The sequence below is a fragment of the Pseudovibrio sp. FO-BEG1 genome (assembly GCF_000236645.1).
Lineage (GTDB): Bacteria > Pseudomonadota > Alphaproteobacteria > Rhizobiales > Stappiaceae > Pseudovibrio.
This window is the reverse complement of the sequence record NC_016642.1, coordinates 1,536,778-1,562,352: the sequence shown is the minus strand read 5'-3', so window position 1 is coordinate 1,562,352 and position 25,575 is coordinate 1,536,778. Positions and strand designations below refer to the sequence as shown.

Annotated in this window: 21 protein-coding genes; 12 read left to right on the top strand and 9 right to left on the bottom strand. The window is 51.6% G+C overall.

Annotated features, from left to right (window positions below; all coding sequences use genetic code 11):
• The first annotated feature begins 1 nt into the window (after position 1).
• From PSE_RS07150 to PSE_RS07130, 5 genes are all read left to right on the top strand, one after another.
• A complete protein-coding gene (locus PSE_RS07150) occupies positions 2-1,123 on the top strand; it encodes an ATP phosphoribosyltransferase regulatory subunit (RefSeq protein ID WP_083841554.1) in 1,122 nt (373 codons plus the stop codon).
• Positions 1,123-2,088 carry an ATP phosphoribosyltransferase gene (hisG, locus tag PSE_RS07145; protein WP_014284243.1) on the top strand — a complete coding sequence of 322 codons (966 nt, stop codon included), beginning with the start codon at positions 1,123-1,125 and terminating at the stop codon, positions 2,086-2,088. Before PSE_RS07150 ends, hisG begins: the two co-directional genes overlap by 1 nt.
• A gap of 257 nt (positions 2,089-2,345) precedes the next feature.
• Positions 2,346-6,113 carry a calcium-binding protein gene (locus PSE_RS07140; protein WP_014284242.1) on the top strand — a complete coding sequence of 1,256 codons (3,768 nt, stop codon included), beginning with the start codon at positions 2,346-2,348 and terminating at the stop codon, positions 6,111-6,113.
• A gap of 282 nt (positions 6,114-6,395) precedes the next feature.
• A complete protein-coding gene (locus PSE_RS07135; RefSeq protein ID WP_014284241.1) occupies positions 6,396-8,216 on the top strand; it encodes a calcium-binding protein in 1,821 nt (606 codons plus the stop codon).
• 196 nt (positions 8,217-8,412) lie between these two features.
• On the top strand, positions 8,413-9,261 hold the full coding sequence (locus PSE_RS07130) for a GNAT family N-acetyltransferase (RefSeq protein ID WP_208998107.1): 849 nt from the start codon (positions 8,413-8,415) through the stop codon (positions 9,259-9,261).
• A 60-nt stretch (positions 9,262-9,321) separates the two neighbouring features.
• Here PSE_RS07130 and PSE_RS07125 read toward each other — a convergent pair whose 3' ends face one another.
• Positions 9,322-9,978 (bottom strand): DNA-3-methyladenine glycosylase I, encoded by a 657-nt coding sequence (locus PSE_RS07125; RefSeq protein WP_014284238.1) that lies wholly within the window; start codon positions 9,976-9,978, stop codon positions 9,322-9,324.
• A 159-nt stretch (positions 9,979-10,137) separates the two neighbouring features.
• Complete coding sequence (locus tag PSE_RS07120; RefSeq protein ID WP_008552149.1) at positions 10,138-10,911, bottom strand: protein phosphatase CheZ; 774 nt, start codon at positions 10,909-10,911, stop codon at positions 10,138-10,140.
• 427 nt (positions 10,912-11,338) lie between these two features.
• On the opposite strand from PSE_RS07120, the gene PSE_RS07115 reads away from it, so the two are divergent.
• From PSE_RS07115 to PSE_RS07105, 3 genes are all read left to right on the top strand, one after another.
• Complete coding sequence (locus tag PSE_RS07115; protein ID WP_014284237.1) at positions 11,339-12,046, top strand: L,D-transpeptidase; 708 nt, start codon at positions 11,339-11,341, stop codon at positions 12,044-12,046.
• Positions 12,047-12,257: 211 nt separating this feature from the next.
• Complete coding sequence (locus tag PSE_RS07110) at positions 12,258-13,025, top strand: helix-turn-helix domain-containing protein (RefSeq protein ID WP_041768090.1); 768 nt, start codon at positions 12,258-12,260, stop codon at positions 13,023-13,025.
• Positions 13,026-13,384: 359 nt separating this feature from the next.
• The gene (locus PSE_RS07105; RefSeq protein WP_014284235.1) at positions 13,385-13,885 is read left to right on the top strand and encodes a PEGA domain-containing protein; all 501 of its coding nucleotides are present in this window, start codon (positions 13,385-13,387) and stop codon (positions 13,883-13,885) included.
• Between the two features lie 49 nt (positions 13,886-13,934).
• Here the strand turns inward: PSE_RS07105 and glcF are convergent, their stop codons facing one another.
• Genes glcF through PSE_RS07090 form a run of 3 tightly spaced genes read right to left on the bottom strand, consistent with a single transcriptional unit; the run spans position 13,935 to position 17,983 of the window.
• Entirely contained in the window at positions 13,935-15,245 is a 1,311-nt protein-coding gene (gene glcF / locus PSE_RS07100) for a glycolate oxidase subunit GlcF (protein WP_014284234.1), read from the bottom strand.
• A gap of 3 nt (positions 15,246-15,248) precedes the next feature.
• Positions 15,249-16,448 (bottom strand): glycolate oxidase subunit GlcE, encoded by a 1,200-nt coding sequence (gene glcE / locus PSE_RS07095; protein ID WP_014284233.1) that lies wholly within the window; start codon positions 16,446-16,448, stop codon positions 15,249-15,251.
• Positions 16,449-16,486: 38 nt separating this feature from the next.
• Positions 16,487-17,983: an FAD-linked oxidase C-terminal domain-containing protein gene (locus PSE_RS07090; protein WP_008552241.1), complete on the bottom strand. Its 1,497-nt coding sequence runs from the start codon at positions 17,981-17,983 to the stop codon at positions 16,487-16,489.
• Between the two features lie 340 nt (positions 17,984-18,323).
• Here PSE_RS07090 and PSE_RS07085 point away from each other — a divergent pair, with 340 nt between their 5' ends.
• Complete coding sequence (locus PSE_RS07085; RefSeq protein WP_008552097.1) at positions 18,324-18,722, top strand: cytochrome c family protein; 399 nt, start codon at positions 18,324-18,326, stop codon at positions 18,720-18,722.
• 77 nt (positions 18,723-18,799) lie between these two features.
• Here the strand turns inward: PSE_RS07085 and PSE_RS07080 are convergent, their stop codons facing one another.
• Both PSE_RS07080 and PSE_RS07075 read right to left on the bottom strand, forming a co-directional pair.
• On the bottom strand, positions 18,800-19,240 hold the full coding sequence (locus PSE_RS07080) for a GNAT family N-acetyltransferase (RefSeq protein WP_041768088.1): 441 nt from the start codon (positions 19,238-19,240) through the stop codon (positions 18,800-18,802).
• 159 nt (positions 19,241-19,399) lie between these two features.
• A complete protein-coding gene (locus PSE_RS07075) occupies positions 19,400-20,056 on the bottom strand; it encodes an oxygen-insensitive NAD(P)H-dependent nitroreductase NfsB (protein ID WP_014284230.1) in 657 nt (218 codons plus the stop codon).
• A gap of 228 nt (positions 20,057-20,284) precedes the next feature.
• Here PSE_RS07075 and PSE_RS07070 point away from each other — a divergent pair, with 228 nt between their 5' ends.
• Entirely contained in the window at positions 20,285-21,100 is an 816-nt protein-coding gene (locus tag PSE_RS07070) for a (Fe-S)-binding protein (protein ID WP_014284229.1), read from the top strand.
• Between the two features lie 279 nt (positions 21,101-21,379).
• Positions 21,380-22,450: a class II fructose-bisphosphate aldolase gene (gene fbaA, locus PSE_RS07065; protein ID WP_014284228.1), complete on the top strand. Its 1,071-nt coding sequence runs from the start codon at positions 21,380-21,382 to the stop codon at positions 22,448-22,450.
• Between the two features lie 68 nt (positions 22,451-22,518).
• Here the strand turns inward: fbaA and PSE_RS07060 are convergent, their stop codons facing one another.
• Both PSE_RS07060 and PSE_RS07055 read right to left on the bottom strand, forming a co-directional pair.
• Positions 22,519-23,514 carry a DUF2332 domain-containing protein gene (locus PSE_RS07060; RefSeq protein ID WP_014284227.1) on the bottom strand — a complete coding sequence of 332 codons (996 nt, stop codon included), beginning with the start codon at positions 23,512-23,514 and terminating at the stop codon, positions 22,519-22,521.
• A gap of 135 nt (positions 23,515-23,649) precedes the next feature.
• Positions 23,650-24,579 (bottom strand): tyrosine-protein phosphatase, encoded by a 930-nt coding sequence (locus PSE_RS07055; RefSeq protein ID WP_148266101.1) that lies wholly within the window; start codon positions 24,577-24,579, stop codon positions 23,650-23,652.
• A gap of 101 nt (positions 24,580-24,680) precedes the next feature.
• Here PSE_RS07055 and PSE_RS07050 point away from each other — a divergent pair, with 101 nt between their 5' ends.
• Complete coding sequence (locus PSE_RS07050) at positions 24,681-25,574, top strand: LysR family transcriptional regulator (protein ID WP_014284225.1); 894 nt, start codon at positions 24,681-24,683, stop codon at positions 25,572-25,574.
• The last annotated feature ends 1 nt before the right edge of the window (position 25,575 follow it).

Here is a 25,575-nt window from a genome sequence, read left to right as displayed (position 1 = left end):
TATGACATTGGGGGATAACCGCAGCATGGCTTTGAGCCAGCTTTTTCGGGATGCCGGTTATGAAGAGGCTACCCCGCCAATCTTGCAGCCAGCCGATATTTTTTTGGATCTGGCTGGTGAAGATCTTAGGCGGCGCCTTTTCCTGACCACAGGAGAAGACGGACAAGAGCTTTGCTTGCGTCCTGATTTTACCATTCCGATTGCCCGACATTATCTGGAAACAGGTGAAGCGGGTCGTACTGCGGCATTCTCCTATGTTGGACAAGTTTTCCGACATCGACCTGGACAATTGGGCGAAACCATGCAGGCCGGTGTTGAATCCATTGGCCGTACGGACCAAGAGCAAGCAGACGCTGATATGCTGGCGCTTGCTCTTGAAGCATCTTCCAGCCTTGGCTTGTCCTCCCCCCGCATTCGCGTAGGCGATGAGGGCTTGTTTACGGCTGTTCTGCAAGCCCTTGAGATTCCAAAGGTCTGGCAGCGTCGTTTGCGCGATGTGTTTGGTGAGCGTGATCGCCTTGATCAGGTTATCAACCGCATGGGTGGCTCTGAAGCGAAACCGGACGCCAAGCTGGGCTTCCTTGCAGCTCTTGAAGGGCGTGATCCTGAAGCTGCTGTGGCCGTGGTTGAAGACGTGCTGTCACTTGCGGGCATTTCTGCTGTTGGCGGGCGTACAGCTCATGAGATTGCTGAACGCTTCATGGAGCAGGCTGCGCTTTCTGCAGGTTCCGGGATCGACAAAGACGTGATTGCTCGACTGACCGAGTATCTCAACGTGTCTGGTCCTCCGCCAGCCAAAGCAGTTGAAACCTTGCATGGTTTTGCCAAGGAAACAGGCCTTGATCTGGATGCTTCCATTGAGCGTCTGGCCAAGCGGACTGATTTGATGGCAGAGCGTGGCATCGATATCTCAGCACTCGAATACTCCGGTGATTTCGGGCGCCGCCTTGATTACTACACCGACTTTGTCTTTGAAATTCATCATGAATCCAGTGAACATCTGGGACAAGTGATCGGTGGTGGTCGTTACAACAAGCTGGTTGAGCGTCTTGGCGCGCCAAGCACTGTGCCTGCTGTTGGCTTTACAATCTGGCTGGACCGAGCTGGTGAGGGAGCAAACTAATGAGCTCTAATCTTATTCTTGCTATTCCTTCCAAGGGCCGCCTTCAGGAAATGACCCATGCGTTTTTCGCGCGTGCTGGTTTGAAAGTGAAGCGTCCAGGTGGTGATCGTAACTATCGCGGCACACTGAAGGGCGTGGACGGTGTTGAGATCGCTTTCCTTTCAGCTTCTGAGATCGCTCGTGAGATTGCGGCTGGTACGGTTCACTTCGGCATTACTGGGACGGATCTAGTCAACGAGAACATTGACCGCCCAGAGGAAAAGACCCACATCATCACCGCTCTTGGCTTTGGACATGCGGATGTTGTGATCGCTGTTCCAACGGCCTGGATTGACGTGTCCACCATGTCCGATCTTGCTGATGTTGCTTCAGATTTTCGGGCGCGGCATGGTCGTCGCCTGCGCATTGCAACCAAGTATGTGAACCATACACGGCAGTTCTTTGCCGAAAAAGGCATTGCGGATTACCGTATTGTTGAGAGTGCTGGTGCAACTGAGGGAGCACCTGCGGCTGGGTCTGCTGAGCTGGTGGTCGACATCACCTCAACCGGTTCTACGCTGAAAGCCAACAATCTGAAGATCCCTGAGGATGGCGTGATTGCCAAGTCTCAGGCGCACCTTGTGGCGTCCAGAACAGCGAACTGGGACGAGAAAGCGCTTCAGGCAGCTCGCTTGATGCTGGACCGTATCACCGCGCAGGATAACGCTCACAATTTCAAAGAGATGCGGACTGTTGTTGCCAATCCAGCAGGTGTTCTGGAGAAAGTGGCAGAGCTCGGCTGTGTGGCTCCGTTTGGAATCGAAGGCTCTTCTTTGATCCTGCATTGCCCTGCTTCCAGAGTTCCCGAATGTGCGGATAAGCTGCGCGAGGAAGGGGCACAAATGGTGACGGTGACGCCGCTGGAGTATGTCTTCCACACGGCAAACCCACTTTTTGAGCCTCTGGCACAAAAAGTCGCAGGCTAAGCCTTAAATCACTGAGAAATCTTTGAAAACGCACCTCTGTCCGGGGTGCGTTTTTTATTGCGTTGATTTGCGTTACTTATGAGAAATATGCGCATTTATGTTTCTTCTGCTTCATTACAGTAGTTTCAAAATACTTATCCATCCAATTTATGTAAATTTCACAATATCTCTGAGTCACCTAGACACAACCTTGGGGTGTATATCTTCGATGTGCGCAATGCATATATTTAAATATTTATGAAACTCGAGGAAAACAGATGGCTGCAGATAAAATGCCTCTCGAAGGCGACAACAGCTACGGTTTCAAGCGTGGTGTAGGCAAGGACTACTTTGGGGGAGCTCCTGGCATCACCACCATTCGTTTTGATGGTGACCTCACATTGAGTGATTTTAAGATTCGCCTGGAAGGTGGCGATCTGGTTTTTTATCTTATCGATCCGGCCAACCCAAACCAGCCGCTGAGCGATATTGCCGATGTCTTCTACTTCGACAACTGGATCGCAAACGATCATGGCATCGAACGGTTTGAGTTTTCTGATGGGACCACTCTTTCGAAGTTTACAGTTCAGAGTGACGGCCGATTGAAACTCTATGGCTCCGATGGCGATGATACCTTTGTCGGAACCTCTGGCAGAGATGAAATTTACGGCAGTGAGGGCGCTGATACGATTGATGGTAAGGGCGGAACCGATATCATCAACTACCTCCTGTCAGACGCCGGCGTGACCGTTAATCTGGCAACAGGCCAAGGTTCTGGTGGTTACGCTGAAGGCGATCAGATCTCAAACGTAGAGTCCATCATTGGCTCCTATCATGACGACGTTCTGATTGGCGATGATGGCAATAACAACCTGTTTGCACAAAACGGTAATGACCATTTGGAAGGCGGAGGCGGTGATGACCAGCTGAATGCCTATGGCTCGGGCGCAGACTACCTTGATGGTGGTTCCGGAAACGACACAGTACGCTATCGCTGGTCCCGGTCTGCTGTCACTGTCGACCTGACTGACCAGTCAAACAATGCCGGAGACGCTGCTGGTGATGTCTATGTTTCCATCGAAAACGTTATAGGCAGCAATAGCTATGGTGACCACATCACCGGCGATGCTGGTGCCAACAAGATCTGGGGCTACGGTGGCAACGATACTCTCGATGGCGGTGATGGCCACGACACTATCCTTGGCGGCAATGGAAACGACGTCCTGAAAGCCGGTAATGGTGACGATTATCTCGATGGCGGCGCCGGAGACGATGAGTTCCACTACGGTGAAGGCACCACCACTTTCCGCTATGACCTTGGCGATGGCAACGACACTATCCATGCCAACCACGATGTAGATGCTTCCTACAATGACAAAGTTGTCTTTGGCCCAGGTATCTCCCCAGCCGACGTTACAGTTACGCGTCAAGGAGAAGGCACAGACAAGTACGGTGATGAACGCGACAATCTTGATCTCCTGCTGACATTCAAAGATGGCGGTACATTGCTCATCAAGGAAGCTTTCTTCTACGGACCGAATGGCTTTGCCTTTGGAGAACTCCATTTTTCAGATGGCACTATCTGGAACTGGGAAAGCTTCAACAAGATGCGCTTTGAGAATGCGAGTGACGAAGGCGAGAAGCTGGCAGGCACCTTGGGCGATGACGTGATTGATGGCCGGGGTGGTGACGATGACATCATTGGTTACTCAGGAAATGATCACCTTATAGGTGGTGCCGGGAACGACACGCTTGAAGGAGCCGAAGGAAATAACCACCTGGAAGGTGGGACGGGCAATGACAGGCTAAAAGGTTGGACTGGCAACAACATCCTTGATGGAGGAGATGGGAACGACACTTTCTTTAGCCTGACCGATGGAGAGGACCAAATCATTGGAGGAAGTGGAGATGATGACATTTATGCGTTGAGTGGAACTGCTATTATTGATGGAGGGACAGGTGATGACGATATAGATATCGCTGGTTCAACCGTCACCATTCATTACGACCTAGGTGATGGCAATGATACCGTTGAAATCACGCACTCTGACGATAGCTCTTACAATAATAAAATTATTTTTGGAGCAGGCATCTCACCTGATGAGGTTACAGTTACACGTACTGGTAGTACTTCAACCAGCCTTCTACTGACTTTCAAAGATGGCGGAACGTTACGTCTCTTTGATGTTTTCCATTATGGGCCCAATCACTTTACATTTGGCAAACTCCACTTTGCAGATGGTACTGTTTGGAACTGGGAAACCTTCAACAAAATGCGTTTTGAAAACGCAGGGGATGAGAGTGAAGAACTCGCAGGCACCTTGGGCGATGACACCATTGATGGCCGGGGTGGTGACGACACAATCGACGGTTATTCCGGGGACGACCATCTCATTGGTGGAGCAGGAAATGATGATCTCTTCGGTGGAGAAGGTGATGATCACCTGGAAGGCGGAGCTGGCAACGATAAGCTGAACGGCTGGACAGGCAACAACATCCTCGATGGCGGAGATGGCCACGATACAATTTACAGCGCCTCTGATGGAGTAGACCAGATCAAAGGAGGAAGTGGCGACGATAAAATTCTTGCCTGGAGTGGCTCTACCGTTGTGGATGCTGGAACAGGAGATGATACAATTTTCATCTCAAATGCAAAAGTCACACTCCACTACAAGCTTGGAGATGGCAATGACACAGTTGATTTTGCGTACTCAGGCCAGTTGCAGGATGAAAGTCATAAGCTTGTCCTTGGCGAAGGTATCTTGCCAGACGAAGTTTCAGTGACACGCTTCAAAGGTACTTCAAAAAGCATCTTACTCACATTTAAAGATGGTGGAACAGTGAACCTGCTATCTGTTATCGACCCTGATTTACTACGACTACACCTCGATGAAATCGAATTTGCCGATGGCACAATTTGGAACTGGGAAAGCATCAATGAAAGGCTTCTTGGAGGCTTGAGTGATGAGGCAGACCATCTTCGAGGTACTACTGCTGCTGACACCATCGATGGGCTCGGAGGTGATGATATCATCTTCGGTGATGATGGAAATGATCATCTAATTGGCGGTGCTGGCAACGACAGATTGAATGCTGGCGAAGGTGATGATCATCTCGAAGGCGGAGACGGCGATGATATACTAGAAGCATCTAGAGGCAAAAATATCCTTGATGGCGGAGATGGTGACGATAACATCGTTAGCTTTTCAAGTGATAGCAATAAACTTCTTGGAGGTGCTGGGAACGACAACATAATCGCGAATGGCGGTTCATCCATAATTGAAGGCGGGACAGGCGACGACTTCATTATTTATCGCAGTAAAGATGCGACATTCCTTTATAATCTGGGGGATGGTAATGACACACTGGAAGCAACCTCTCCTACAGTTCAGCCAAACAAGATTGTGTTTGGCGAAGATGTTTCACCGAGCTCTGTTGTTGTTGCTTACGTGGCAGAGCAGGAGGAGGATCTCCTGCTGACATTTGCTGATGGTGGTACAATCATCATCAAAGAAGCTTTCAACCGTCAAACTTCGCAATTCGACTTTGGGGAGCTCCACTTCGCAGATGGTACGATCTGGACCGGAGATGACATCGACCAGAAACTTACTGGTGATGCTCCAACTACTGAAACAGCCACTACAATCACATTATTTTATGCTGACGACTTTTATTCTACTAAGTCCCACCATGATCACATTGTCTTTGCTGGTGCAGGCAATGACACCATCATCACTGATAAGGGCGATGATCAACTTTATGGTCAAGCTGGTAATGACACGCTCACTGGAGGCGAAGGCAACGATGCGTTCTACTTCAGTACAAACTTCGGCAAAGATGTCATTACAGATTTCACTGCGGGAGCAGGTTCTATTGACACCATCCACTTCAGCGAAGGCACTTTCGACAGCTATGCTGATGTCATTGCAGCAGCGAGAGAAGTTGAGGACGATATTGTTATTCAACTCGACAATGACAACTCTATAACTCTCCAGAATGTCTCAATCACTGATCTGCACGCGGACGATTTTGCGTTCGCTTCTTGAGTAATTATGTAATCAAGTGCTTTAAGCTCCGGCATTTCTATGCCGGAGCTTTACTGCAGGAAGTGGCAAATTTCGAAAAGGAGTTTTTTTTAAAAAACCCCCACTCATTATAGCAACATAATAACATTCACCCTCATACATGAAGTAAATAAACTAATAAAAAAATAAAAAATACATTAATTTATACATAAAAGCTACGCGCAAGCTACACGAAACACTATTTACATGAAGTTGCATACACCTAAACAACTTCACAAAGATAATATATAGTGGGATTTTATTATGGCGTATATTGACACCGATAAAAATAATGAAGGTTATGACTACGGATATGGCGGCCTGTACAACGGAACAGCAGGGAACGATGTTTTCGAAGGCACACTCTTTAATGACATCATGAATGGCTTTGGGGGTGATGATACATTTCGTGTTGGTACCGTAACAAATGGTGATCACTACATTGGCGGCACCGGGTACGACACAATCGAGATATATGATCTCCACCCATATTCCTCATATGCCAATGTTGAGATCATCACGATGTCAGGCATTGAAGAGATAAAAAGCACACTGACACATGTTGACACTTTCGTGCAGGTCGGGACGTCTCTTCCAGTATTATCAAATAATCCAACTGGTGGTTCCGAGAACGATCCTCACGTTTTAGATGTGCGAAATGTGAAACTCACCAATATTGCTGGACTACATGGCTCTTCGGGATCAGATGAAATCTTTGCAACAAACAATGACGATTATATTGAAGGAAAAGATGGTAGTGATACCCTTCACGGGGAAGATGGTGACGACATCATCTATGGCGATGATGCAAAAGAGCAAAAAATAAGCGGCAATGACACTATCTACGGCGATAAAGGTAACGACACTCTTTATGGTGGTAAAGGAGATGATCACCTTCTCGGTGGAGAAGACAATGACACCTACGTGTTTGAGCAGAACTTTGGCAAGGACGTTATCACCGAGACATCTGGAACAGATACTATCCGCTTTGAAGATGGCATTACACTGTCAGACCTTAAAGGCGTGATTGATGGTAATGACCTGAAGATCTATCTTATTGATCCAGCTAATCCAAACCAGCCACTTGACGAGATTGCTAACGTCATAACAATCAAAAACTGGAGTGCAGATAGCCCTCAAATCGAAAAGTTTGAGTTCTCTGATGGAACCACTCTTTCGCAGTTTCCAATCGAAGAAGGCGGTGTCCTCAGATACTACGGTACTTCTGGTGACGACACCTTCACCGGTACAGATGCGAACGAAGAAATCTATGGTAGTGCTGGTGCAGACACGATCGATGGTGGCGCTGGTCGAAATGCGATCAGATACACTCTGTCGGAAGAAGGTGTGTCAGTAAACCTAGCAACCAATGTGAACACTGGCGGTCATGCAGAGGGTGATCATCTGACAAACATCAGTCAGGTTTTCGGATCTCATTTTGACGACGTTATCGTTGGAGACGACGGAAACAACGGACTCTATGGCTTTGGTGGTAATGACCATCTAGAAGGCGGCGCTGGAGACGATTGGCTCAACGCTTACGGCTCAGGTTCAGACTATCTCGATGGTGGTACCGGCAATGATACAGTGCGTTATCGTTGGGCAAGTTCTGCGGTTACTGTGGATCTGACAGATCAGAGCAACAATACCGGTGATGCTGCTGGGGATGTTTATGTTTCCATCGAAAACATCATGGGCACTGATAAGCATAGCGATCATCTGACGGGTGATGCCAATGCTAACAAGATCTATGGGTATGGCGGCAACGATACCATCTTTGGTGGCGCTGGCGACGATACCCTCCTTGGAGGTGATGGTGACGACACCATGGAAGGTGGAGCGGATAGTGATACGTTCTATTTCCGGTCAGACTTTGGCAATGACATCATCACTGATTTTGTAGCTGGTGCAGGTACTGATGATGTGCTGCAGTTCTCTGAGACATTTGAGAGTGTTGCAGAAGTTCTTGCTGCTGCAAGTGATGTTGGTTCTGATACTGTTATCTACGTCGATGACAGCACGTCCATCACACTGAAGAACGTTTCTGTTGCCGATCTTCACGCGGATGACTTCGACTTCATCTAAGTGATTGGCTAAAGCTTTATCACGAAGCCTCGGCGTGTTGCGCCGGGGCTTTTTTGTGTGTCGAGCCGGAGTGGCTTGCCTACTCGTAAAAAGTGTCTAGTGGGTAACAACGATTGGGGGACTTGGCGGATGGGTGGACTTTTTCTTGATAAGCCTGCAGGATTTCAATAGCTATGTTTTGATTTTGAGTAATGGATTGAAGGTAAGCGGTATGCGTGATGAGCGGGATTTGGCAGAGACGCTGGGGGTACAGAGCAACCTTCTTGTTGGGCGGGGAGTGAGTGAGATTGAGGCTCATCCGGACCGGATTGTTTTGCGCATGCCAGAGGAGCCTTTTTGCTGGTCTGGGAATATGGTTTTCTTCCGAGCCAACAAGGTGGATCCGGAAGCGCAGATCGCTCAATTCCGCAAGGATTTTCCTAGGGCTGCGCATACCATGTTTGGTTGGGATACGCCGGATATGACAATCGGAGCGGAGCATTCGGCTTTCACGGATCTTGGGTATGAGCTTGAGCAGATGGATGTGCTGAGCCTGACCGGTTCGCTCAACCGGTCTGCAGTTCCAGTAGGGATAGTGATCCGCCCAATCGTTTCTGAGGAGGATTGGGAGCAGGTCATCGCTCTTCAGATCGATACAGCAGTTGAGCAAGGCTATGATCGCGATAGTTTTGGGTCGTATACGCGTACTCGATTTGATGCACGTCGTCGTCAGGTCCAGGAAGGATCGCTGAACTGGTTTGGCGCATTTGATGGAGATTTGCTTGTCGCGGATCTGGGCATCTACCGGGATGCGGTTGTTTCGCGTTTTCAGGAGGTTGAGACACGTCCAAGCCATCGCAAGCGTGGTATCTGTGCGGCTTTGGTGACTACTGGCGTGGATTGGGCGAAAGCGAAGTTTCCGGCAACTGTGCCGGTGCTGCAGGCTTTCAGTGATGGCCCAGCGGGACGGATCTACCGGCGCTGTGGGTTTGAGCATCGTGAGACGCTCGTGATGGCTATTCTTCCGCCTCAGGGGACTTATGAGCGCCCTGAGGAAGATGCCTGATAGGAGGCGTTAGAGGGGAGAGATCTCCTCCCCCTTGCCGCTTGGCCTGACAATGGCTCTTTACGCTTTCACAGGCCGTGTCAGAGCTTCTCGCTTTGCTTCCACCACGTCTCGGCAGCAGCAGCCTTCCAGGTGGTCGTTGACCATTCCCATGGCTTGCATGAAGGCATAGACGGTGGTTGGGCCGACGAAGGACCAGCCGCGTTTTTTGAGGTCTTTGGAGATGGCTGTTGAGATCTCCGTTTTGCCCAGTTGGCGCAGGTTGGCGTAGTCGCAGATCTGCGGACGCTGATCCGGGGTTGGTTCCCACTTCCAGAAGTAAGCTGCCAGAGAGCCGAACTCTTCACGCATTTCCAAAGCACGGTTGGCGTTGTTGATGGTGGAGGTGATCTTACCGCGATGGCGGATGATGCCCTCATCTTTCACAAGTCGTTCGATATCGTTTTGCGTGAACTTCGCAACTTTCTCAAAATCAAAGCCAGCAAAGGCAGCGCGGAAGTTTTCGCGTTTGCGCAGAATGGTGATCCAGGACAGGCCGGACTGGAAGCCTTCAAGGCAGATCTTCTCAAACAAACGAATGTCGTTGGTGACCGGGCGACCCCATTCGTTGTCGTGATACGCCTGATAGAACGGGTCCCCGCCATGCCACCAGCAGCGGTCTTTGCCGTCTTCTCCGCGGATCAGTCCTTCAGCAATCGATTCTGAGCTCTGGTCCATTGCCCTGCCCTTCTTGTCAATTTTCTTTGCGCATCGATATCACCGCAAACAGGTATCTGCCTGCTCATAAAACGCGCCAAAATGTTTATGTTATGTTCTCATATAAAGCATTGGCTTGCTGAAATAGCAAGCCATCTGCATCTATCTTTTTTGAGAGGATCAATCGAACAGGGCGTCGATGTCGTCCTGAGTGACGGTGCCTGCTTCCACATCCAGAGCCGGACCGTGGAGAAGAGCTGAGTCGTCGCCTTCTTTTTCCGCATTGATGCGATCGCTGATTTCCTTGAAGCTTTCGATGCCACCCCAGATCTCGATCATGCGGATGATGCGCTCTTCTACGAAGGAGAGCGTGTTCACCACTTTACTGATGCGCTGGCCAGTCAAGTCCTGGAAGTTACAGGCTTCGAAGATGGATACCACTTGCTCGTGAATATCGGTAACCAGTCCTTCGTGCTCGGATGGAACCATCGGCATAACGGTGGCCGCGCTCTGGTCGATGACTTCGGCTGCGGACAGGATCTGTTCGGTCGCCCCTTCAGTACCGGAAACGATCGCGCCTAGCTCCAAAGTTACGCGGCCACGTTCGTCGTTATCGACGCTGGCTTTGTTGTGGAGGGCTGCAATCTCGGTTTTGGTTTCGGCAATAGCTTCGTAGATGGCGTCCAGCTCACGCTTGAGCTTAGCTGCTTCGCCGATCTCTTCACGCAGCTCTTCCGCAACGCGGCGCGAGAGTTCCTGTGGGTCTGTGTCTGGCGAACTCAGCATTTCCTTCAGGCTGGCGATTTCTTCCATCACCTGCTGGTGGCGCGCGGCCTCACCATTATCCTGGATTGGCGATCCAATCTCGGCACGTGCATTGTGCGCTCCGAACTGAGCCTCCGCACGAAAGGTTTTTCTTACAACTGACATCCCAACCCCGAACTCATGAAGCATAACTGCTTCTTACTGAAAGCCACATCGTTGTTATTCCTGCCCAACGACGTGCCCTCTTTGTTTGCCGCCTTACCTTTTTGCAAACTGGCACAGGCTTGCGAAAGGTGGCCATAAATTACAGATATTAAACAGCATTCCCGGTCACAGACGCGCTCATGCACCCATAGGTTTTAATGGGTACGATTCGCAATCCTGCACTCGAGCTATCTCTCACATACTTCTTAGAGTGTTAATTATTACCTTAGATTTATCAGCATTGATTTTTAAGGATAATTTTGACGTTTTCGCCGCACAACTCAGTAACAATCGGTTAACCTTAGTTTGAACTCGCATAAATAACATTGATAATTTTAACGATTGTTAGAGTTGCAAGTTCTAGGTTTTCCCGCAGGCATCGGGCCATTGGCAAGGACCAAAGGAGCGTGGAATGTTCGGGGCATCGGTAAAAGGTAAAGCGGGCTGGCTTGTCACCCTGTTGAGTGCGGGTGGATTGGTGTGTGCGTTGGGCACAGCTGCACAGGCAGAGTATAAACCACGTGCGTCTGCACCTCCTCTTGTGCTTAGTCCGGACCTTTCCAATCCTTGGGTTGTGCAAATCCCACGTTCTCAGGCAAAGGTCGTTCAGAACCTGCGTGGTTCAGCCAAGCAGAAGAAGAAGCGGACGACTTCGAACCGATACAGTCGCCGTATTCCGAAGCAGTTTTTGCCAACAATAGTCAGCTACAACACCTCTCATGCCCCCGGTACAGTGGTCATTGATACCACATCACGATATCTTTACCTGGTGCAGGCCAATGGAAAAGCGCGCCGTTATGGTGTTGGTGTCGGGCGTCCGGGCTTTGAATGGGCGGGAGTTCACAAGGTGACCCGCAAGCGGGAGTGGCCGGATTGGCGCCCACCTGCTGAGATGCTGAAACGCCAGCCAAACCTGCCACGCTACATGCCAGGTGGTCCGCGTAACCCATTGGGTGCACGCGCTCTTTATCTTGGCTCCACGCTTTACCGTATTCACGGTTCCAACGAGCCGTGGACAATTGGGCAAGCTGTTTCTTCTGGCTGCATTCGTATGCGCAACGAAGATGTGGCGGAGCTGTACAACATGGTTCCTGTTGGCGCAAAGGTCTATGTCCGCTAGGTATGTGCCTTTGTTGCATTCCTGTCTCGTGGAACATAAGATAAGGCAACAACTTCAAGTTGCTTGCCTTACCCCAGCTATAGGCAAAGCAGCATAAAAGACGGGCCTGACTGAATGCAGGCACCGGACCAATGAATGTGCCGTCGCTACCATCTGAATGAGGGAGAGCTTTTCCCCCAGGCCACACCGATGTGTTTTGGGAGTGCTGCGCATGAGTGCCAAGAAGAATGGACTAGTCACCAGCAAAGACGAAGTGGTTGCGACCCTTTCCAGCATTTTGTCCAGCCCCAACTTCAGGCGAAGCCCGAAGCTGACAGCACTTCTTACGTTTCTTGTTGAACGCAAACTCTCCCGGCAGGAAGATGATCTGAAGGAACAGATTATTGGCCAGAAGGTTTTTAATCTGCCTGATGGTTTCAATCCGCGAGAGAACCCGATTGTTCGTGTGAACATCTCTCGTTTGCGGACACTTCTGCGTGCCTACAACGAAGAACATCCCAATGCACATCATGTACAGATCCGGCTCCCAGATATGGGCTATGTGCCAGTCTTTGAGTGTTTGCAGCCGGCTGTTGCTTCAGAGACCTCAAGAGCGAGCGATGCTCCCGAGACTGCTGCTGAAGAGCGGTCGCCGATTGAGTTGCTTGATGAACCACTCAACTCAGAAGACATCAGCCAGATCCGCGTGGTTTTGGAAGATTGTCTGAAGGATCAGAGCAGCCCACTGAACCGGTATACACTTGCAGCCATCGCTCTGGGCTGTTTTGCAAGCATCCTGAGCCTGCTGCTGCTCGCGCATGAGACCGGCCTCGTTTTTGCCGAGGACACTCCGGCAGTTGTTGCTTCTACTGCACCTCCTGAAATCACAGAGGATGCCATGCCCCCAGCTATCGCTAAGGAACTGCGCCACATTGAGGGTGAGTTAGGCGGCAACGTGATCTGCAAAATGAAGTCTGCGCGGGACAAACTGGCTGAGTAAACATAGAGCAGATATCGCCAGTATAGACTTCTCATAGACATGATCTGCACCGGGATCAGTTGTCGCCCGCTTGCAATTTAGCTTCAAGTTGGATGCCCTTTGTGCAGCTTCAACTTGCTGAACTACAGAGACTTGAGCAGCCCCTCAATCAATCCATGCGTTTTTGGGGAGACGGTAGAACCTAGTAGATTTTTACCTCTAAAATCATTGGCTTAACATATTCCTTTTCAGGAGTTGCCTGAAACTGTGAAAGGCAGAAAATCAACTCATACGTGCATTGGGAATCAAATTTCTTAGGTTTGCATGTCCCCCACGATGCCAAAGGTATCGGTTCAATTTTCTAAGGCGGGAACTTTGAGATGAAGACGACTTTCTTGATTGCATCAATTCTTACAGCAGGTTTTGTCCTTTCAGGGTGCGCCAGTGTCACACGCGGCATGAGTGAAAAAGTCAAAATCTATGCCTCTCCAGAGGATGCAGAGATCTCGACGGACATTGGAATGACCTGTAGTTCCTCGCCTTGCACACTCAAGGTTTCACGCAAAGAAAAATTCAACGTTACTGTTTCCAAAGAAGGTTACAAAACGCAGAAAGTGCATGTCACCACTGAAGTTGCGGGAAGCGGGGCAGCAGCCATGGCAGGCAATGCACTGATAGGAGGTGTGATTGGAGTAGGGGTGGACGCGTATACCGGCGCGATGCTTAATCACAAACCGAACCCGGTTCTCGTTGAGCTCAAGCCAATAAATCCAGCAAACCCTAATACGCCTACCGGCGATCTTTCACATATCCGGAAAGAGTACGAAGAAGCAGATAAGGCTCATCAGGAGAACGTTTTACGTCGAGGTGGTGGTGTCTGATACGCAAATCCCTCTCAAGCCTACTTGAGAGGGATTTAGATTAGCATGCTTACATCTTACCCAATTGCACCGGCTTAGGGCCTCCATAGGCCCAGTCCAGAAGCTCGATGCTATGGATGACCGGAATCTGGGTACCGCTGGAGATTTGGGTGATGCAACCGATGTTGCCTGTTGCGACAAGATCCGGATGGGTGGCTTCCAGATTGCCGACCTTTCGATCTCTCAGAGCTGTTGCGATTTTGGGCTGCATGATGTTGTAGGTGCCCGCTGAGCCGCAGCAGAGGTGGCCTTCCAGCGGTTCTTTCACAGTAAAGCCTGCATTCTGGAGCAGCTTTTTGGGTTGCCACGTGATCTTCTGACCGTGCTGCATGGAACAGGCAGAGTGGTAGGCAACGGTCAGTTCCTCCTGAAGCTGGGTTTCACCCAGATCCTGTTCGATCAGAAACTCCACGATATCCTTCGACATCTCAGAGATCTTCTGCGCCTTCTCAGCATAGTGCGGGTCATCGCGCAGCATGAAGCCGTAGTCCTTGATGGTCGTGCCACAGCCGGACGCGGTGATGATGACGGCATCAAGCCCCTCACCTTCCATCTCTCGCATCCATGCATCGATGTTGGTTTTGGCTTGCTCGTTGGAGGCTTCTTCCTTGCCCATATGATGCACTAGGGCACCGCAGCAGCCTTCTCCCTTTGGGAACACGACTTCATAGCCGATGCGGGTCAACAAGCGTGTGGCTGCATCGTTGATGGAAGGCGCGAGTACGCTTTGGGCACAGCCCTTTAGGATCGCGACGCGGCCCTTTTTCTGCACTTTGGGTGCGACACTCTCTTGCCCGACAAACTGGGAGGGCATAGGTGATTTGGTTGGCGCCAGAGCCAGCATTGCGCCTAGTTTTGCGAGGGTGCCACCGCATTTTTTCATGAGGCCTGCAAACGGACGGCCATAAAAAGCCGCTGCGATTGCCAGACGGAAGCGGCCCGGTTTGGGCAGGATGGCTTGCAGGACAGATCTGAGCAAGCGGTCCTGCAGCGGCCGCTTGTAGGTTCGCTCTATGTGAATGCGCGCATGATCTACCAGATGCATGTAGTTCACACCTGACGGACAGGTGGTCATACAGGAAAGGCACGACAGGCAGCGATCGATATGCTTGACGGTTTTGGCGTCAGCGGGGCGATCATTTTCCAGCATCTCTTTGATGAGATAGATGCGACCGCGCGGACTGTCCAGCTCATCCCCCAGCAGTGCGAAGGTTGGACAGGTTGCGGTACAAAACCCGCAGTGCACGCACTTGCGCAGGATCTGTTCGGAGACGGCAGTTGCACTGTCTTTGAGTTGTTCTGGCGTAAAGTTGGTTTGCATGAACTAGATCCCCGCGTACATACGGCCCGGGTTGAGGATGTTGTGCGGATCGAACTGAGCTTTCAGGCGTTTGGAAAGCCCCATCAATGTTTCCGGCTGAGGCTGAAACACATCGACATCCGCACGCAGCTCAGCACTTGCGCGCAACAGTGTGGCGTGACCACCTCCGTTTTCAGCAATGAGACGACGGAGCGGCACATCATGCGGTTCATCGCCCTGCATTTCCACCCAGACAAGGCCGCCTGCCCAGTCCATCATCCAGCGGATGGCGAAGCGCTTTTCCAGCTCAGCAATCACTTTGTGTCCAGCTGTCGGACTCACCGAGATTTTCCAGAGCGGTTTACTGCTGCCGGCAAACGGGATGAGATCTCGCAGATCACCCCATGTTTTGCGGGAGGCCTGCCCTTCGATCAGCTCCTGCGACGGGAAGCGTTTCAGGATGCTGCGGAGCTTATCCAATCGGTAGTCGATGGAGACGGGAATGCCTTCCAACCTGAGCAGAGTGATGGAATGCTCCTGCGAGAGTGGGCAGAAGCCGTGAGGCAAGTGAGCTGCGGAGGAGACCTCAGCAGAGGAGCCCATCGCCTCAGACATGGCCTGTGCAGCTTCCTGCGGTGTAAGGCCCAGCAGAACAAAGGTGCATTCTTTGGCTGCTCGGGGCAGCACTTTAATGGAGAAGCTCGTAGCGACCGCCAGCGTACCCCATGAAGAGCAGAAACCGCGGGAGAGGTCATAGCCCGTCACGTTTTTTACGACGCGGCCACCAGCCTTGAAAATCTCCCCACGGCCAGAGACCGCTTCCAGACCAAGCACATGATCGCGTGCAGCGCCTGCTTTGAGGCGGCGGGGGCCGGACAGGTTTGTTGCGAAAACACCACCGATGGTGCCTGACTGCGCTGGTGCGCCTAATACCGCGCTGAGATTGGCAGGCTCAAACGGTAGTTCCTGATTGTGTTCCTTCAGCAGAGCCTCAACCTCTTGCAGAGGCGTGCCAACCTTGACGGTGAGTACCAGTTCAGCTGGTTCGTAGTCGACAACGCCGGTGATGCCATCAACGCGCAGAGTATGCGCGGACTGCACCGCCCTGCCCCAGTTGCGTTTGGAGCCGCTGCCGATCACTTCCAGTGGGGTTCGTTCAGCGGCAGCCCATTTGACAACCGCTTCCAGCTCCTCAGCTGTGGTTGGGTGGAAACCCTCTCCCATGGTTTCGTCCTGTTCTGTCTTTTCGTCTCGCGTTTTATCTAAAAACGCGGAATATCCGGGAATGGCAGTTGGCCCTGATGCACGTGCATGAAGCCGAGCTCTGCGCAGCGATGCAGGACCGGGAACATCTTGCCCGGATTGAGAAGCTGCTTTTCATCAAACGCACACTTCACACGCTGTTGCTGTTTCAGATCGTCTTCTGAGTACATCTCCGGCATGAGATCGCGTTTCTCGATGCCAACGCCATGTTCTCCGGTCAGTACGCCTCCCACTTTCACGCAGAGGCGCAGAATGTCTGCTCCAAACTCTTCTGCTGCGGCCAGTTCTCCCGGCTGGTTCGCATCATAGAGGATGAGTGGATGCAGGTTTCCATCACCAGCGTGAAACACGTTGGCGACGCGTAATCCATGCTTTTCGCTCAGTTCCTGCATCTCCTGCAGAACTTGCGGCAGTGCCGCGCGCGGAATGGTGCCATCCATGCACAAATAGTCCGGCGAGATACGGCCAACTGCAGGGAATGCTGCTTTGCGCCCGGCCCAGAACGTGTTGCGCTCATCCTCTGACTGGGACACGCGCAGGTACGAGGAGCCGTTCTTTTCTGCGATGGTGCTGACACGCTCAAGCAAATCATCGACTTCTGCCTCCGGGCCGTCCAGCTCCACGATCATCAGGGCGTCCACATCCAGCGGATAGCCCGCGTGCACGAAGTCTTCGGCTGCGTCGATGGCGAGCTTATCCATCAGCTCCATGCCGCCGGGGATGATACCCGCGCCGATGATGTCAGCAACGCATTTGCCGGCTTGCTCGGAGGTCGGGAAGCCAATCAGCGCAGCGCGAGCGGTTTCCGGCTTTTGCAGAACGCGGACGGTGACTTCAGTGACGACAGCCAGCAGGCCTTCTGAACCTGTGAGCAGAGCCAGCAGGTCATAGGCTTCAGAATCCAAATGCTTACCGCCCAAACGGATCACCTCACCGGTGATGAGCACGATCTCCAGACCAAGCAGGTTGTTGGTGGTCAAACCGTATTTCAGCGAGTGCACGCCACCTGAGTTTTCTGCAATGTTGCCGCCGATGGAGCAGGCAATCTGTGAGGATGGATCGGGTGCATAATAGAAGCCATCAGCCTCCACGGCCTTGGTAATCCCCAGATTGGTCACACCCGGCTGGGTCACAACCGCCCGATTTTGCAAATCGATTTCCAAAATGCGGTTGAACTTCATCATGGAGAGCAGAACGCCATCTTCGAGCGGCAATGCACCTCCAGACAGGGACGTTCCGGCACCACGCGGCACCACCTTCACATCGTTGTCGTAACAGTACTTCAGGACACGTGAGACCTGATCCACGGTCTCCGGCAGGACCACCACAAGCGGAAGCTGACGATACGCTGTGAAGGCATCCGTCTCATAGGGGCGCATCTCAATCTCATCGCAGATAACGCCTTCTCCTGGCACGATTTTTTGCAAATCAGCCACGATCCTGGAGCGCTTGTTCAGTGTCTCCTGCGACGGTTTTGGCATCGCAATCGCTGCCATCAGGCCTCCCTCCTGCTCCGTGGTTTGAAACTTTATTTCCAAGCCACGAACTCAACCGCATTTTCCAAATACAGGGGCTGAGACTCTCATAATTTATGCAAAGAAGAAAGCCGCATTAAGTCTATTGTGGCCCGTAAAACAACGGCTTCAGATTTTCGTGAGTTTGACTCAAAGCAAGTTAATTTCAGGCGTTTATGCTTATGATCAATTCCGTCCGCGACAATATGCCGTAACAATATATACGAAGGTAACGTCGAATCTATGGGAACTGCCCCATGAGTTAGACTATGTTGTTCTCTATTCGCGGTTATCTCTAGGATATAGTGGGAAGGATTTAAACATGAAGCAGTTTGGCGTCGTTGCAGCGCTTGCATTGCTGGTGAGCACAGGTGCGGCATTCGCGGAAGGCGATGTTGCTAAGGGCTCTAAAGTTTTCAAAAAATGTAAGGCTTGTCATGCTGTTGGTGAAAAAGCCAAGAACAAGGTAGGTCCACAGCTCAACGGTATCGTTGGTGCAGGCTGGGGTGAAGTCGAAGGCTACAAGTACTCCAAACCTCTTCTGGCAGGTAAAGAAGAAGGTAAGTCTTGGGACGAAGCTACTCTTGACGCTTACCTCACCAAGCCTAAGAAAGTTATCCCTAAAGGTAAGATGGCTTTCGCTGGTCTTAAAAAAGAACAGCAGCGTCAGGACGTTATCGCGTACCTCGCTCAGTTCAACAAAGACGGTTCCAAGAAATAATTGGATTCCAGAGATCCTAAAGATCGGGGGTCGCAGTTCTGCGGCCCTTTTTTGTTGCCGGTATGTTGGTGAGTGGCTTAAGCCTTACGCACCATCTTATTCGCCAGCACGGGCGTGCCGTTGTACTCGGTGAGGAACTCGCTGGTCACGCTAAAGCCGTGGCGCTCGTAAAGCTGCTTGGCCGGGTGATTGGTCTTGGCCACATAAAGCACGGCCTCCCCTTCAATCCCATCCAGCAAGAACTGCAATAGTCTTTTGCCAAGGCCAGCTCCCCGCCCCTGCGGGTGCACAAACAGAGCCGTGATCTCAGAGTAGTTCCGCGCCCCATACGCCTTCACACCGCCCTGCTCATAGACAAACACTTGCGAAGCCAGAAACCCCTCCAACCGCTTCGGATCCTGATCCAAGGGCAACAACTGGAAACTTCGATCCTCATAAATCAACTCATCCAACTTACTCGCAGCGTAGATGCTCAGGACATCGGGGAAGTCAGTTTTGTGGTAGGGTCTGATGGTCATTTGGGTGTCTTCAGAAAACGATATCGGTTGTAACATTACAGAGAAATATCATCTGCTGATTGCAACGTGCTCGCGGAGCTTGGTAGAAATAAGGCTTTGTTTCACAAATAAAAAAGGGATGCACAGAGCATCCCTTTAGTGAGCTAATTGTGGAGCTTATTAAGCCAGTTCGGTGAAGATTTCGGCTTCTGGGAGGCGGGATTTTGGGAGGGCGGCGTTGAAGTCGTTTTCGTGGCGGTGACCCAGAGCGATGAGGGCGACGGCACGGTAGCCTTTTTCCTGAAGGGCGAACTCTTCGTTGAGCGCTTCGACATCTACGCCTTCAATCGGCACAGCATCAATGCCCAGCGCGCCTGCGCCGAGGAGGATGGTTCCCATGTTCAGGTAGACCTGCTTTTCCATCCAGTGATCAGCATCTTTCAACTGGTCACGGTGAATGCCAACGAAGGTCGCACGGCCTGCTTTCACGGTTTCCTTGACTGCAGGATCAGCAAAACGCTTGTCCTCTTCTTCCGCCTGAAGCAGACGCTCCAGATAATCATCTGAGATATCCGTCTTCACGCAAAATACGATGACATGCGAGGAGTTCAGAACCTTGCCGTTGTTGAAGGAGAACATGCCCTGGGTGCCCTTGGAAACGCGTTCACGTCCTTCTGGCGTATCTGCGATGATGAAATGCCAAGGCTGGGAGTTTACGCTGGATGGGCTAAAGCGTAGCAGAGATTTGATGTGGTCAAACTGCTCAGCAGAGATCTGCTTGGTTGGGTCAAATTCCTTGGTGGAATAGCGGCTCAGTGCGACGTCTTTCAAGTTCATTCCAAATTTCCGATTTATTGTTTTAAGTCGTGTTCTGTGTGATAGATAGCACTTGGTTTTCATTGAACAAGTACGCACAAAAAATACACATAGGCACAGTTTGGATACTGCGGGTGCTGTATAACGCCTCCCTGATAAATCATTGCGATGGTCTGGAAAGTGTGGCAGGCAGTCTTTGTGTGATTTGATTTATGCATTGCTCAAAAGACTGCAGGACTTCCAGCTGTTATGGCCAGACAACGACGCCCAAAATACAAGAAGGATGCCCGGGTCGGCCTGTTTGTTTCCTGCACCACAAATCTCTTCCGCCCTTCTCTTATCAAAGCTGCTGTGCACCTGCTGGAGAAGGCTGGCTATGAGGTGGAAGCGCCCAGTATTCAAAGCTGCTGTGGGCTCGTTTCCCTGCGCTCCAATGAGCTGGATGATGCACGGGATCTGGCGAAAGAAGTGATTTCGCAGTTTGGCCATTATGATTTTGTGGCTGTGCTGTCGCCGTTTTGCGCCAAGGTGTTTGAGCGGGCATATATGCCACTACTCTCCGAGCAATCTGAGGAGCTTGCCAAGATCACTGCAAAGTTTACGCGCAAGTGTTTTGAGGTCTCTGATCTACTGCTCGCAGCACCAGACTTTGCGCAGAAATTGGGTGGGTTTGCAGGCAAAGTCGCGTTTCTGGATGTTTCAGATGCACCGAACCTGTTTGGCAGTCAGGTTGCTTCCCGTGCTCTGCTTGGGCAGATGGAGCAAGTTTCCGTTGTCGATCTGCCGCAGATCTGCGCGTCTCAGGTGAAGGGTGCGCCGGATGGTACTATCTCTCCAGAGCTTGGACAGGGGGATCTGAGTGGATTGCTGCATGCGGTTCGCTCTTGCGGCGCTGGCACGCTGGTGTCCACTGATCTGGCTCTGCTGATGGAGCTTTCGACGCATCTGCGCAAGTATGGGTCCGCGATTGAGTTACGGCCTGTGCTTGAGGTTCTGGCCGGGGATACGCAATCCATGCCAATTGGCATCAGCGCCCGTGTGATGTCAGGACAGTCCGTCCTCTGATTCCCCTAGGTCGGCTGCGAAACTTGCGTAGAAGTTGTGGTTCTTGTTGCTACTTGTGAAAAACACGAAAACTGCATGAAGGGAAATACGGCTTAAGGCCAGAGATTTGCCTCTTAAATCCATTAAATTCCTCAGAATGCCCTTAGAAATGTTGTAGTTCTGCGTATTGCTGAGTAGTGTGCGCGGCAACTGGCCAAGGCCATGGTCCGGCTTTGTTGCCAGTTCACAGTGCGAGGCACTTTGCCTCCCCTATCTGCTGTTACACAGGAGCCTATAAACATGGGAAAGCTCAAGCCGGGCGTCATCTTTGGTGAAGACTATAAAACCCTGATTGAAGCATGCCGGACAGGCAAATACGCCTTGCCTGCGGTGAACGTTGTTGGAACGGACTCCATCAACGCAGTTCTTGAAGCAGCAGCTGCAAACAATACAGACATTATCATTCAGCTCTCCAACGGTGGTGCGCAGTTCTATGCCGGTAAAGGCATCAAGGACAGCTTCCAGGCAAAAGTGCTTGGCGCAGTTTCTGCTGCTAAGCACGTGCACCTGCTGGCAGAGCATTACGGTGTTGGCGTTGTGCTGCACACCGACCACGCGGACAAGAGCCTGATCCCTTGGCTGGAAGAACTCATCAAGCACGGCGAAGAGTTCTACAAAGCCCACGGCAAGCCGCTGTTCACCTCTCACATGCTGGATCTTTCTGCAGAAGACATCGAGTTCAACCTGTCTGAAAGTGAACGCCTGCTGAAGATGATGGCTCCGCTGGAAATGAGCCTTGAGATTGAGCTGGGTGTGACCGGTGGTGAAGAAGACGGTATCGGTTCTGATGAGGACATTGGAGCAGACAATCCAAAGCTTTACACTCAACCAGAAGACGTGCTGCAGGCATATGATCGCCTGAACCCACTGGGTCACTTCTCCGTGGCAGCATCCTTCGGCAACGTGCACGGCGTTTACAAGCCGGGTAACGTGAAGCTGCGCCCTGAAATTCTGCGCGAAAGCCAGAAGCTGGTGAGCGAAACACACAATCTGGGTGAGAACCCACTCGCACTTGTGTTCCACGGTGGTTCTGGTTCTGAAAAGTCCAAGATTACAGAGAGCCTGAACTACGGTGTGTTCAAAATGAACATCGACACCGATACACAGTTCGCATTCTCTGAAAAAGTTGGTGCGTATGTGGAAGCAAACGCCAATGCTTTCAAATACCAGATCGACCCAGAGAGCGGCGCTCCAACCAAAAAGCTGTACGACCCACGCAAATGGCTGCGTGAAGGTGAGCTGGGCATCATCGAGCGCCTGAAAGAAGCTTGCGAAGACCTGAACTGCGTCGGCAAGAGCCTCTGCCAGTAAGCTGAACAGCTTTTATGAGTTTGAAGAGCCCGGTACGCAAGTGCCGGGCTTTTTTGTGGGAGTTAGAGTTAGGCTCGATAGGTTTGCCCAATCCAATCAATCGACTGGCCGTGTGGGCCGGTCCAGGCTCGGGGGGTGCCGTTTTCGCAGAGGAGAAAGCGGCCTGAAGGGCGTGGGCTGGAGACTTTATCGGCGAGTTGTGGGAAGACGCCAGAGGCTTCGTTGGAGATCCAGTGGGCGTTGGAGTTAAGCATCAGATTGACGAAAGCTTCGCGCTTGCTCATATCTCGGGTGTAGACAAGAACAGCGCTATGAAAGACCACGGGTGTGGTGCCTGATGGGACTTGTTCCAGCAAGGCTGGCAGATCTTCGAGAAGGTTTCCTTTAACGAGTGGGACTTTCTGCTGCTTTGCTACTGCAATTGCTTTTTGCAGGCGGTGTAAGCGGCCCTCCTGCCCCGGCCAGACGAGCGTTTGGAGCCAGGCTGCGGTATCTTCATCCTGAAGGTTCAACGGGTTCAGGTCCAGCCCTGCACGCCAGACAACTTCTGGTAGTTTGGTTGGCAAAGGGACATTATCAATCGCCTGACAGTGCAACACTGGTGTATCGGGTGCGTTCGTCTTAGGCGCTAGTGTGTGTGCCCCGTTGTTGTAATTGTAGGCGTAGAGGTCCGGCAGCAAGCAAAGACCAGCTGAGGCACCGACTTCGATTAATGAAAGTGGTTGTGGGAGGCGGGCGAACAATGGGAGGAGAGTTGCGCAGCGTCCGGCTTCGTTGGTCTGCGTGCTGCGGTTCATCATTTCTTGTTTGATGGCTCCACTATGTCGTTGCAGTGTCTCATCCAGCTCTGCCACTTCAGGAACGCGTCCTGTGACCCATCTGATGGCTGCGAAGAGGAGGTTGGGTTGCCGCTTGGCCTCCGGCATTGCCATCAGGAAATCGTGGAAGATTGGCGAGCCGGCTACGTGAGTCGCCCATTCCTCGTAGATAGGTGAGTTGTCCTTGGCTTCGTGGGACGCAAATCCCAAATATCCGCGTTCAATTGCTGAAGATAATACAGTCATGAAATTCCCCTAAAACATCAGGGTAGTCTAGGCTGGTTATGCCTTCTGGCGCAAATGAGCCTCTGGTGGAACTTGCTTGAGAAACCTCGTGCCGCCAGCGTTGGGGGAAGGCAGCACGAGGAGTGCTGGAAGGCCTTAACTTGGGTCTACCAGCAGGTTCTTTTTGATGCGGACGAGTTCTTCATCAGAGATGCCCAGCGCATCGCGGCGGTAGTTTTCAAAACTGCCGTAGTCTTCTTTAACTGCGGCCAGAGCTGCAGAGATTTGCTCTTTGTGGGCACCAAATGCCGGGCGCAGGGAATGCGGGCCGCTTCCCACCAGTTTGCTCAGTTCCTCAAAGGTGTAGAGGTTGGTGGTGAGGTAGTCGCGCATCACGTCTTCCTCTGAGAAGCCCAATGAGAGCATCAGCACGGCTGCCACATAACCAGTTCGGTCCTTGCCACCTGCGCAATGGAACACCAGCGGGTAGTTTTGCTCTTCCAGAAGCACATGCATGAAGCGGGAGATTTGCGGCGTGAACTTGCGGGCGAAGTCCTTATAGCGGTCAATGCGGGTGTGATAGATGTCTACACCGTGGTCTTTCAGCAGCTGATCGATCTCATCAAACTTGCCGCTGAACCAAAGCGGGCGGATTTGAGAGGCGACTTCCAACGGCATGATCTTAGCGATGTCTGCCGGGTCAGACCCAATTGGCAGGTTGATGTTGAAGTCTACCGAAGAGATGTGTTTGTTGGGGTGCTTGTCCAGCTCATCCGGTGCGCGCAGATCCACAATGGTTTCAATGCCCAGCGCACTGAGCTTTTCCTGATCAGCTTCCGTTAGGCTATCCAGCTGATCGGAACGGAAGACCATTTGCGGCTTCAGAGCCGGACCGTTTTGCGGCGTGGTGAGTGCCCGGAAGTTCTCCAGCTTTTCGATTGGTTTGACCACCTTGATGGCATCGCAGTTGGATGGGATATCGATTGGCAGCGTGGTTTTGCATGGCGATGTTTTTGCCATTGCAAGACCTGCAGTCATGAGTGAGCCAATCATTGTTGCGGTTGCCAGCCCGATTATTTTTCGCATGGTCATTCCTCTCAGTTCGTAAATTTGAGTGACATAAAGATCGGTTTGACCTATGCAGTAAAGTTGAACTCCATCAGAATTTCAGATCGTGTTGAGGTTGGATGCCCAGTGTTGACCAGTTGGAAGCGTTTGTAACTGCCGCAGAGTTGGGCTCGTTTTCTGCTGCTGCCCGGCGTCTTGGAAAGGCGCAATCTGCTGTAAGTGCTGCGATTTCCAATCTGGAGATTGATCTTGGATCTGATCTGTTTGACCGCAGCAGTTACCGGGCTGAACTGACAGTCTCAGGCGTTTCTTTGCTGGATTACGCAAAATCAATTTTGCAGAGCAGACAGGACCTTCTGGTGAAGGCTGGTGCATTGAGTGAAGGGGCAGAAGGCAGCCTGAAAGTGGTGTTTGAGTATGGCACCTATGTCTCTGAAATTAACAGTGTTTTTCATGACTTCGACAAGCAGTTTCCAAAGGTGGAGTTGCATGTGCAGACCACCTCTTTCGGGGATGTTTTTTCCCGTCTTGCAGATGAAAGCGCTCAGCTGGGGATTATCATTGAACGCCATCCCTACAAGGAAGGTTTTCACTTCCGCGGGCTTGGATTTGAGCGCCGTATAGCGGTGTGTCACAAGGATCACCCACTGGCAGAGTTGGAGGAGGTGCGGCTGGTGGACTTGCGTGGTTATCGGCAGATCATCTCCGAGACTGAGATTGACCGAAACTCCCCGGAGTTTTCACGCCAGAAAGGGCCGCATCTGCTGATTACGGATAATCCGCGTGTGGCGCATAACATGGTGCATGGCGGTGTGGGCTGGGCGGAGTTGCCAGCGCAAATGGTGGATGATGAGGTGAAGGCAGGTGAACTGAAGGAGCTTTCCTATGACTTTCAGCAGAATGCCATTCTCAACAAAGTCTCCCTTGTCTGGGGTAAGCAGCAATCACAGGCTCCAGCCTGTAAGTGGTTGATTAATCGCATGTGTCAGCTACACCAGAAGACGTGGGTCTAGG

Excerpts from the sequence above, each read along its gene's own strand:
- PSE_RS07110 (WP_041768090.1), top strand. The coding sequence starts at position 12,258 with ATGAGTGCCAAGAAGAATGGACTAGTCACCAGCAAAGACGAAGTGGTT.
- PSE_RS07140 (WP_014284242.1), top strand. The coding sequence starts at position 2,346 with ATGGCTGCAGATAAAATGCCTCTCGAAGGCGACAACAGCTACGGTTTC.
- PSE_RS07075 (WP_014284230.1), bottom strand. The coding sequence starts at position 20,056 with ATGAACTTGAAAGACGTCGCACTGAGCCGCTATTCCACCAAGGAATTT.
- PSE_RS07115 (WP_014284237.1), top strand. The coding sequence starts at position 11,339 with ATGTTCGGGGCATCGGTAAAAGGTAAAGCGGGCTGGCTTGTCACCCTG.
- PSE_RS07085 (WP_008552097.1), top strand. The coding sequence starts at position 18,324 with ATGAAGCAGTTTGGCGTCGTTGCAGCGCTTGCATTGCTGGTGAGCACA.
- PSE_RS07090 (WP_008552241.1), bottom strand. The coding sequence starts at position 17,983 with ATGGCAGCGATTGCGATGCCAAAACCGTCGCAGGAGACACTGAACAAG.
- PSE_RS07125 (WP_014284238.1), bottom strand. The coding sequence starts at position 9,978 with ATGGACCAGAGCTCAGAATCGATTGCTGAAGGACTGATCCGCGGAGAA.
- PSE_RS07150 (WP_083841554.1), top strand. The coding sequence starts at position 2 with ATGACATTGGGGGATAACCGCAGCATGGCTTTGAGCCAGCTTTTTCGG.
- PSE_RS07070 (WP_014284229.1), top strand. The coding sequence starts at position 20,285 with ATGGCCAGACAACGACGCCCAAAATACAAGAAGGATGCCCGGGTCGGC.
- PSE_RS07080 (WP_041768088.1), bottom strand. The coding sequence starts at position 19,240 with ATGACCATCAGACCCTACCACAAAACTGACTTCCCCGATGTCCTGAGC.
- PSE_RS07120 (WP_008552149.1), bottom strand. The coding sequence starts at position 10,911 with ATGCTTCATGAGTTCGGGGTTGGGATGTCAGTTGTAAGAAAAACCTTT.
- PSE_RS07135 (WP_014284241.1), top strand. The coding sequence starts at position 6,396 with ATGGCGTATATTGACACCGATAAAAATAATGAAGGTTATGACTACGGA.
- glcF (WP_014284234.1), bottom strand. The coding sequence starts at position 15,245 with ATGCAAACCAACTTTACGCCAGAACAACTCAAAGACAGTGCAACTGCC.
- PSE_RS07105 (WP_014284235.1), top strand. The coding sequence starts at position 13,385 with ATGAAGACGACTTTCTTGATTGCATCAATTCTTACAGCAGGTTTTGTC.
- PSE_RS07060 (WP_014284227.1), bottom strand. The coding sequence starts at position 23,514 with ATGACTGTATTATCTTCAGCAATTGAACGCGGATATTTGGGATTTGCG.
- PSE_RS07050 (WP_014284225.1), top strand. The coding sequence starts at position 24,681 with ATGCCCAGTGTTGACCAGTTGGAAGCGTTTGTAACTGCCGCAGAGTTG.
- fbaA (WP_014284228.1), top strand. The coding sequence starts at position 21,380 with ATGGGAAAGCTCAAGCCGGGCGTCATCTTTGGTGAAGACTATAAAACC.
- PSE_RS07055 (WP_148266101.1), bottom strand. The coding sequence starts at position 24,579 with ATGCGAAAAATAATCGGGCTGGCAACCGCAACAATGATTGGCTCACTC.
- glcE (WP_014284233.1), bottom strand. The coding sequence starts at position 16,448 with ATGGGAGAGGGTTTCCACCCAACCACAGCTGAGGAGCTGGAAGCGGTT.
- hisG (WP_014284243.1), top strand. The coding sequence starts at position 1,123 with ATGAGCTCTAATCTTATTCTTGCTATTCCTTCCAAGGGCCGCCTTCAG.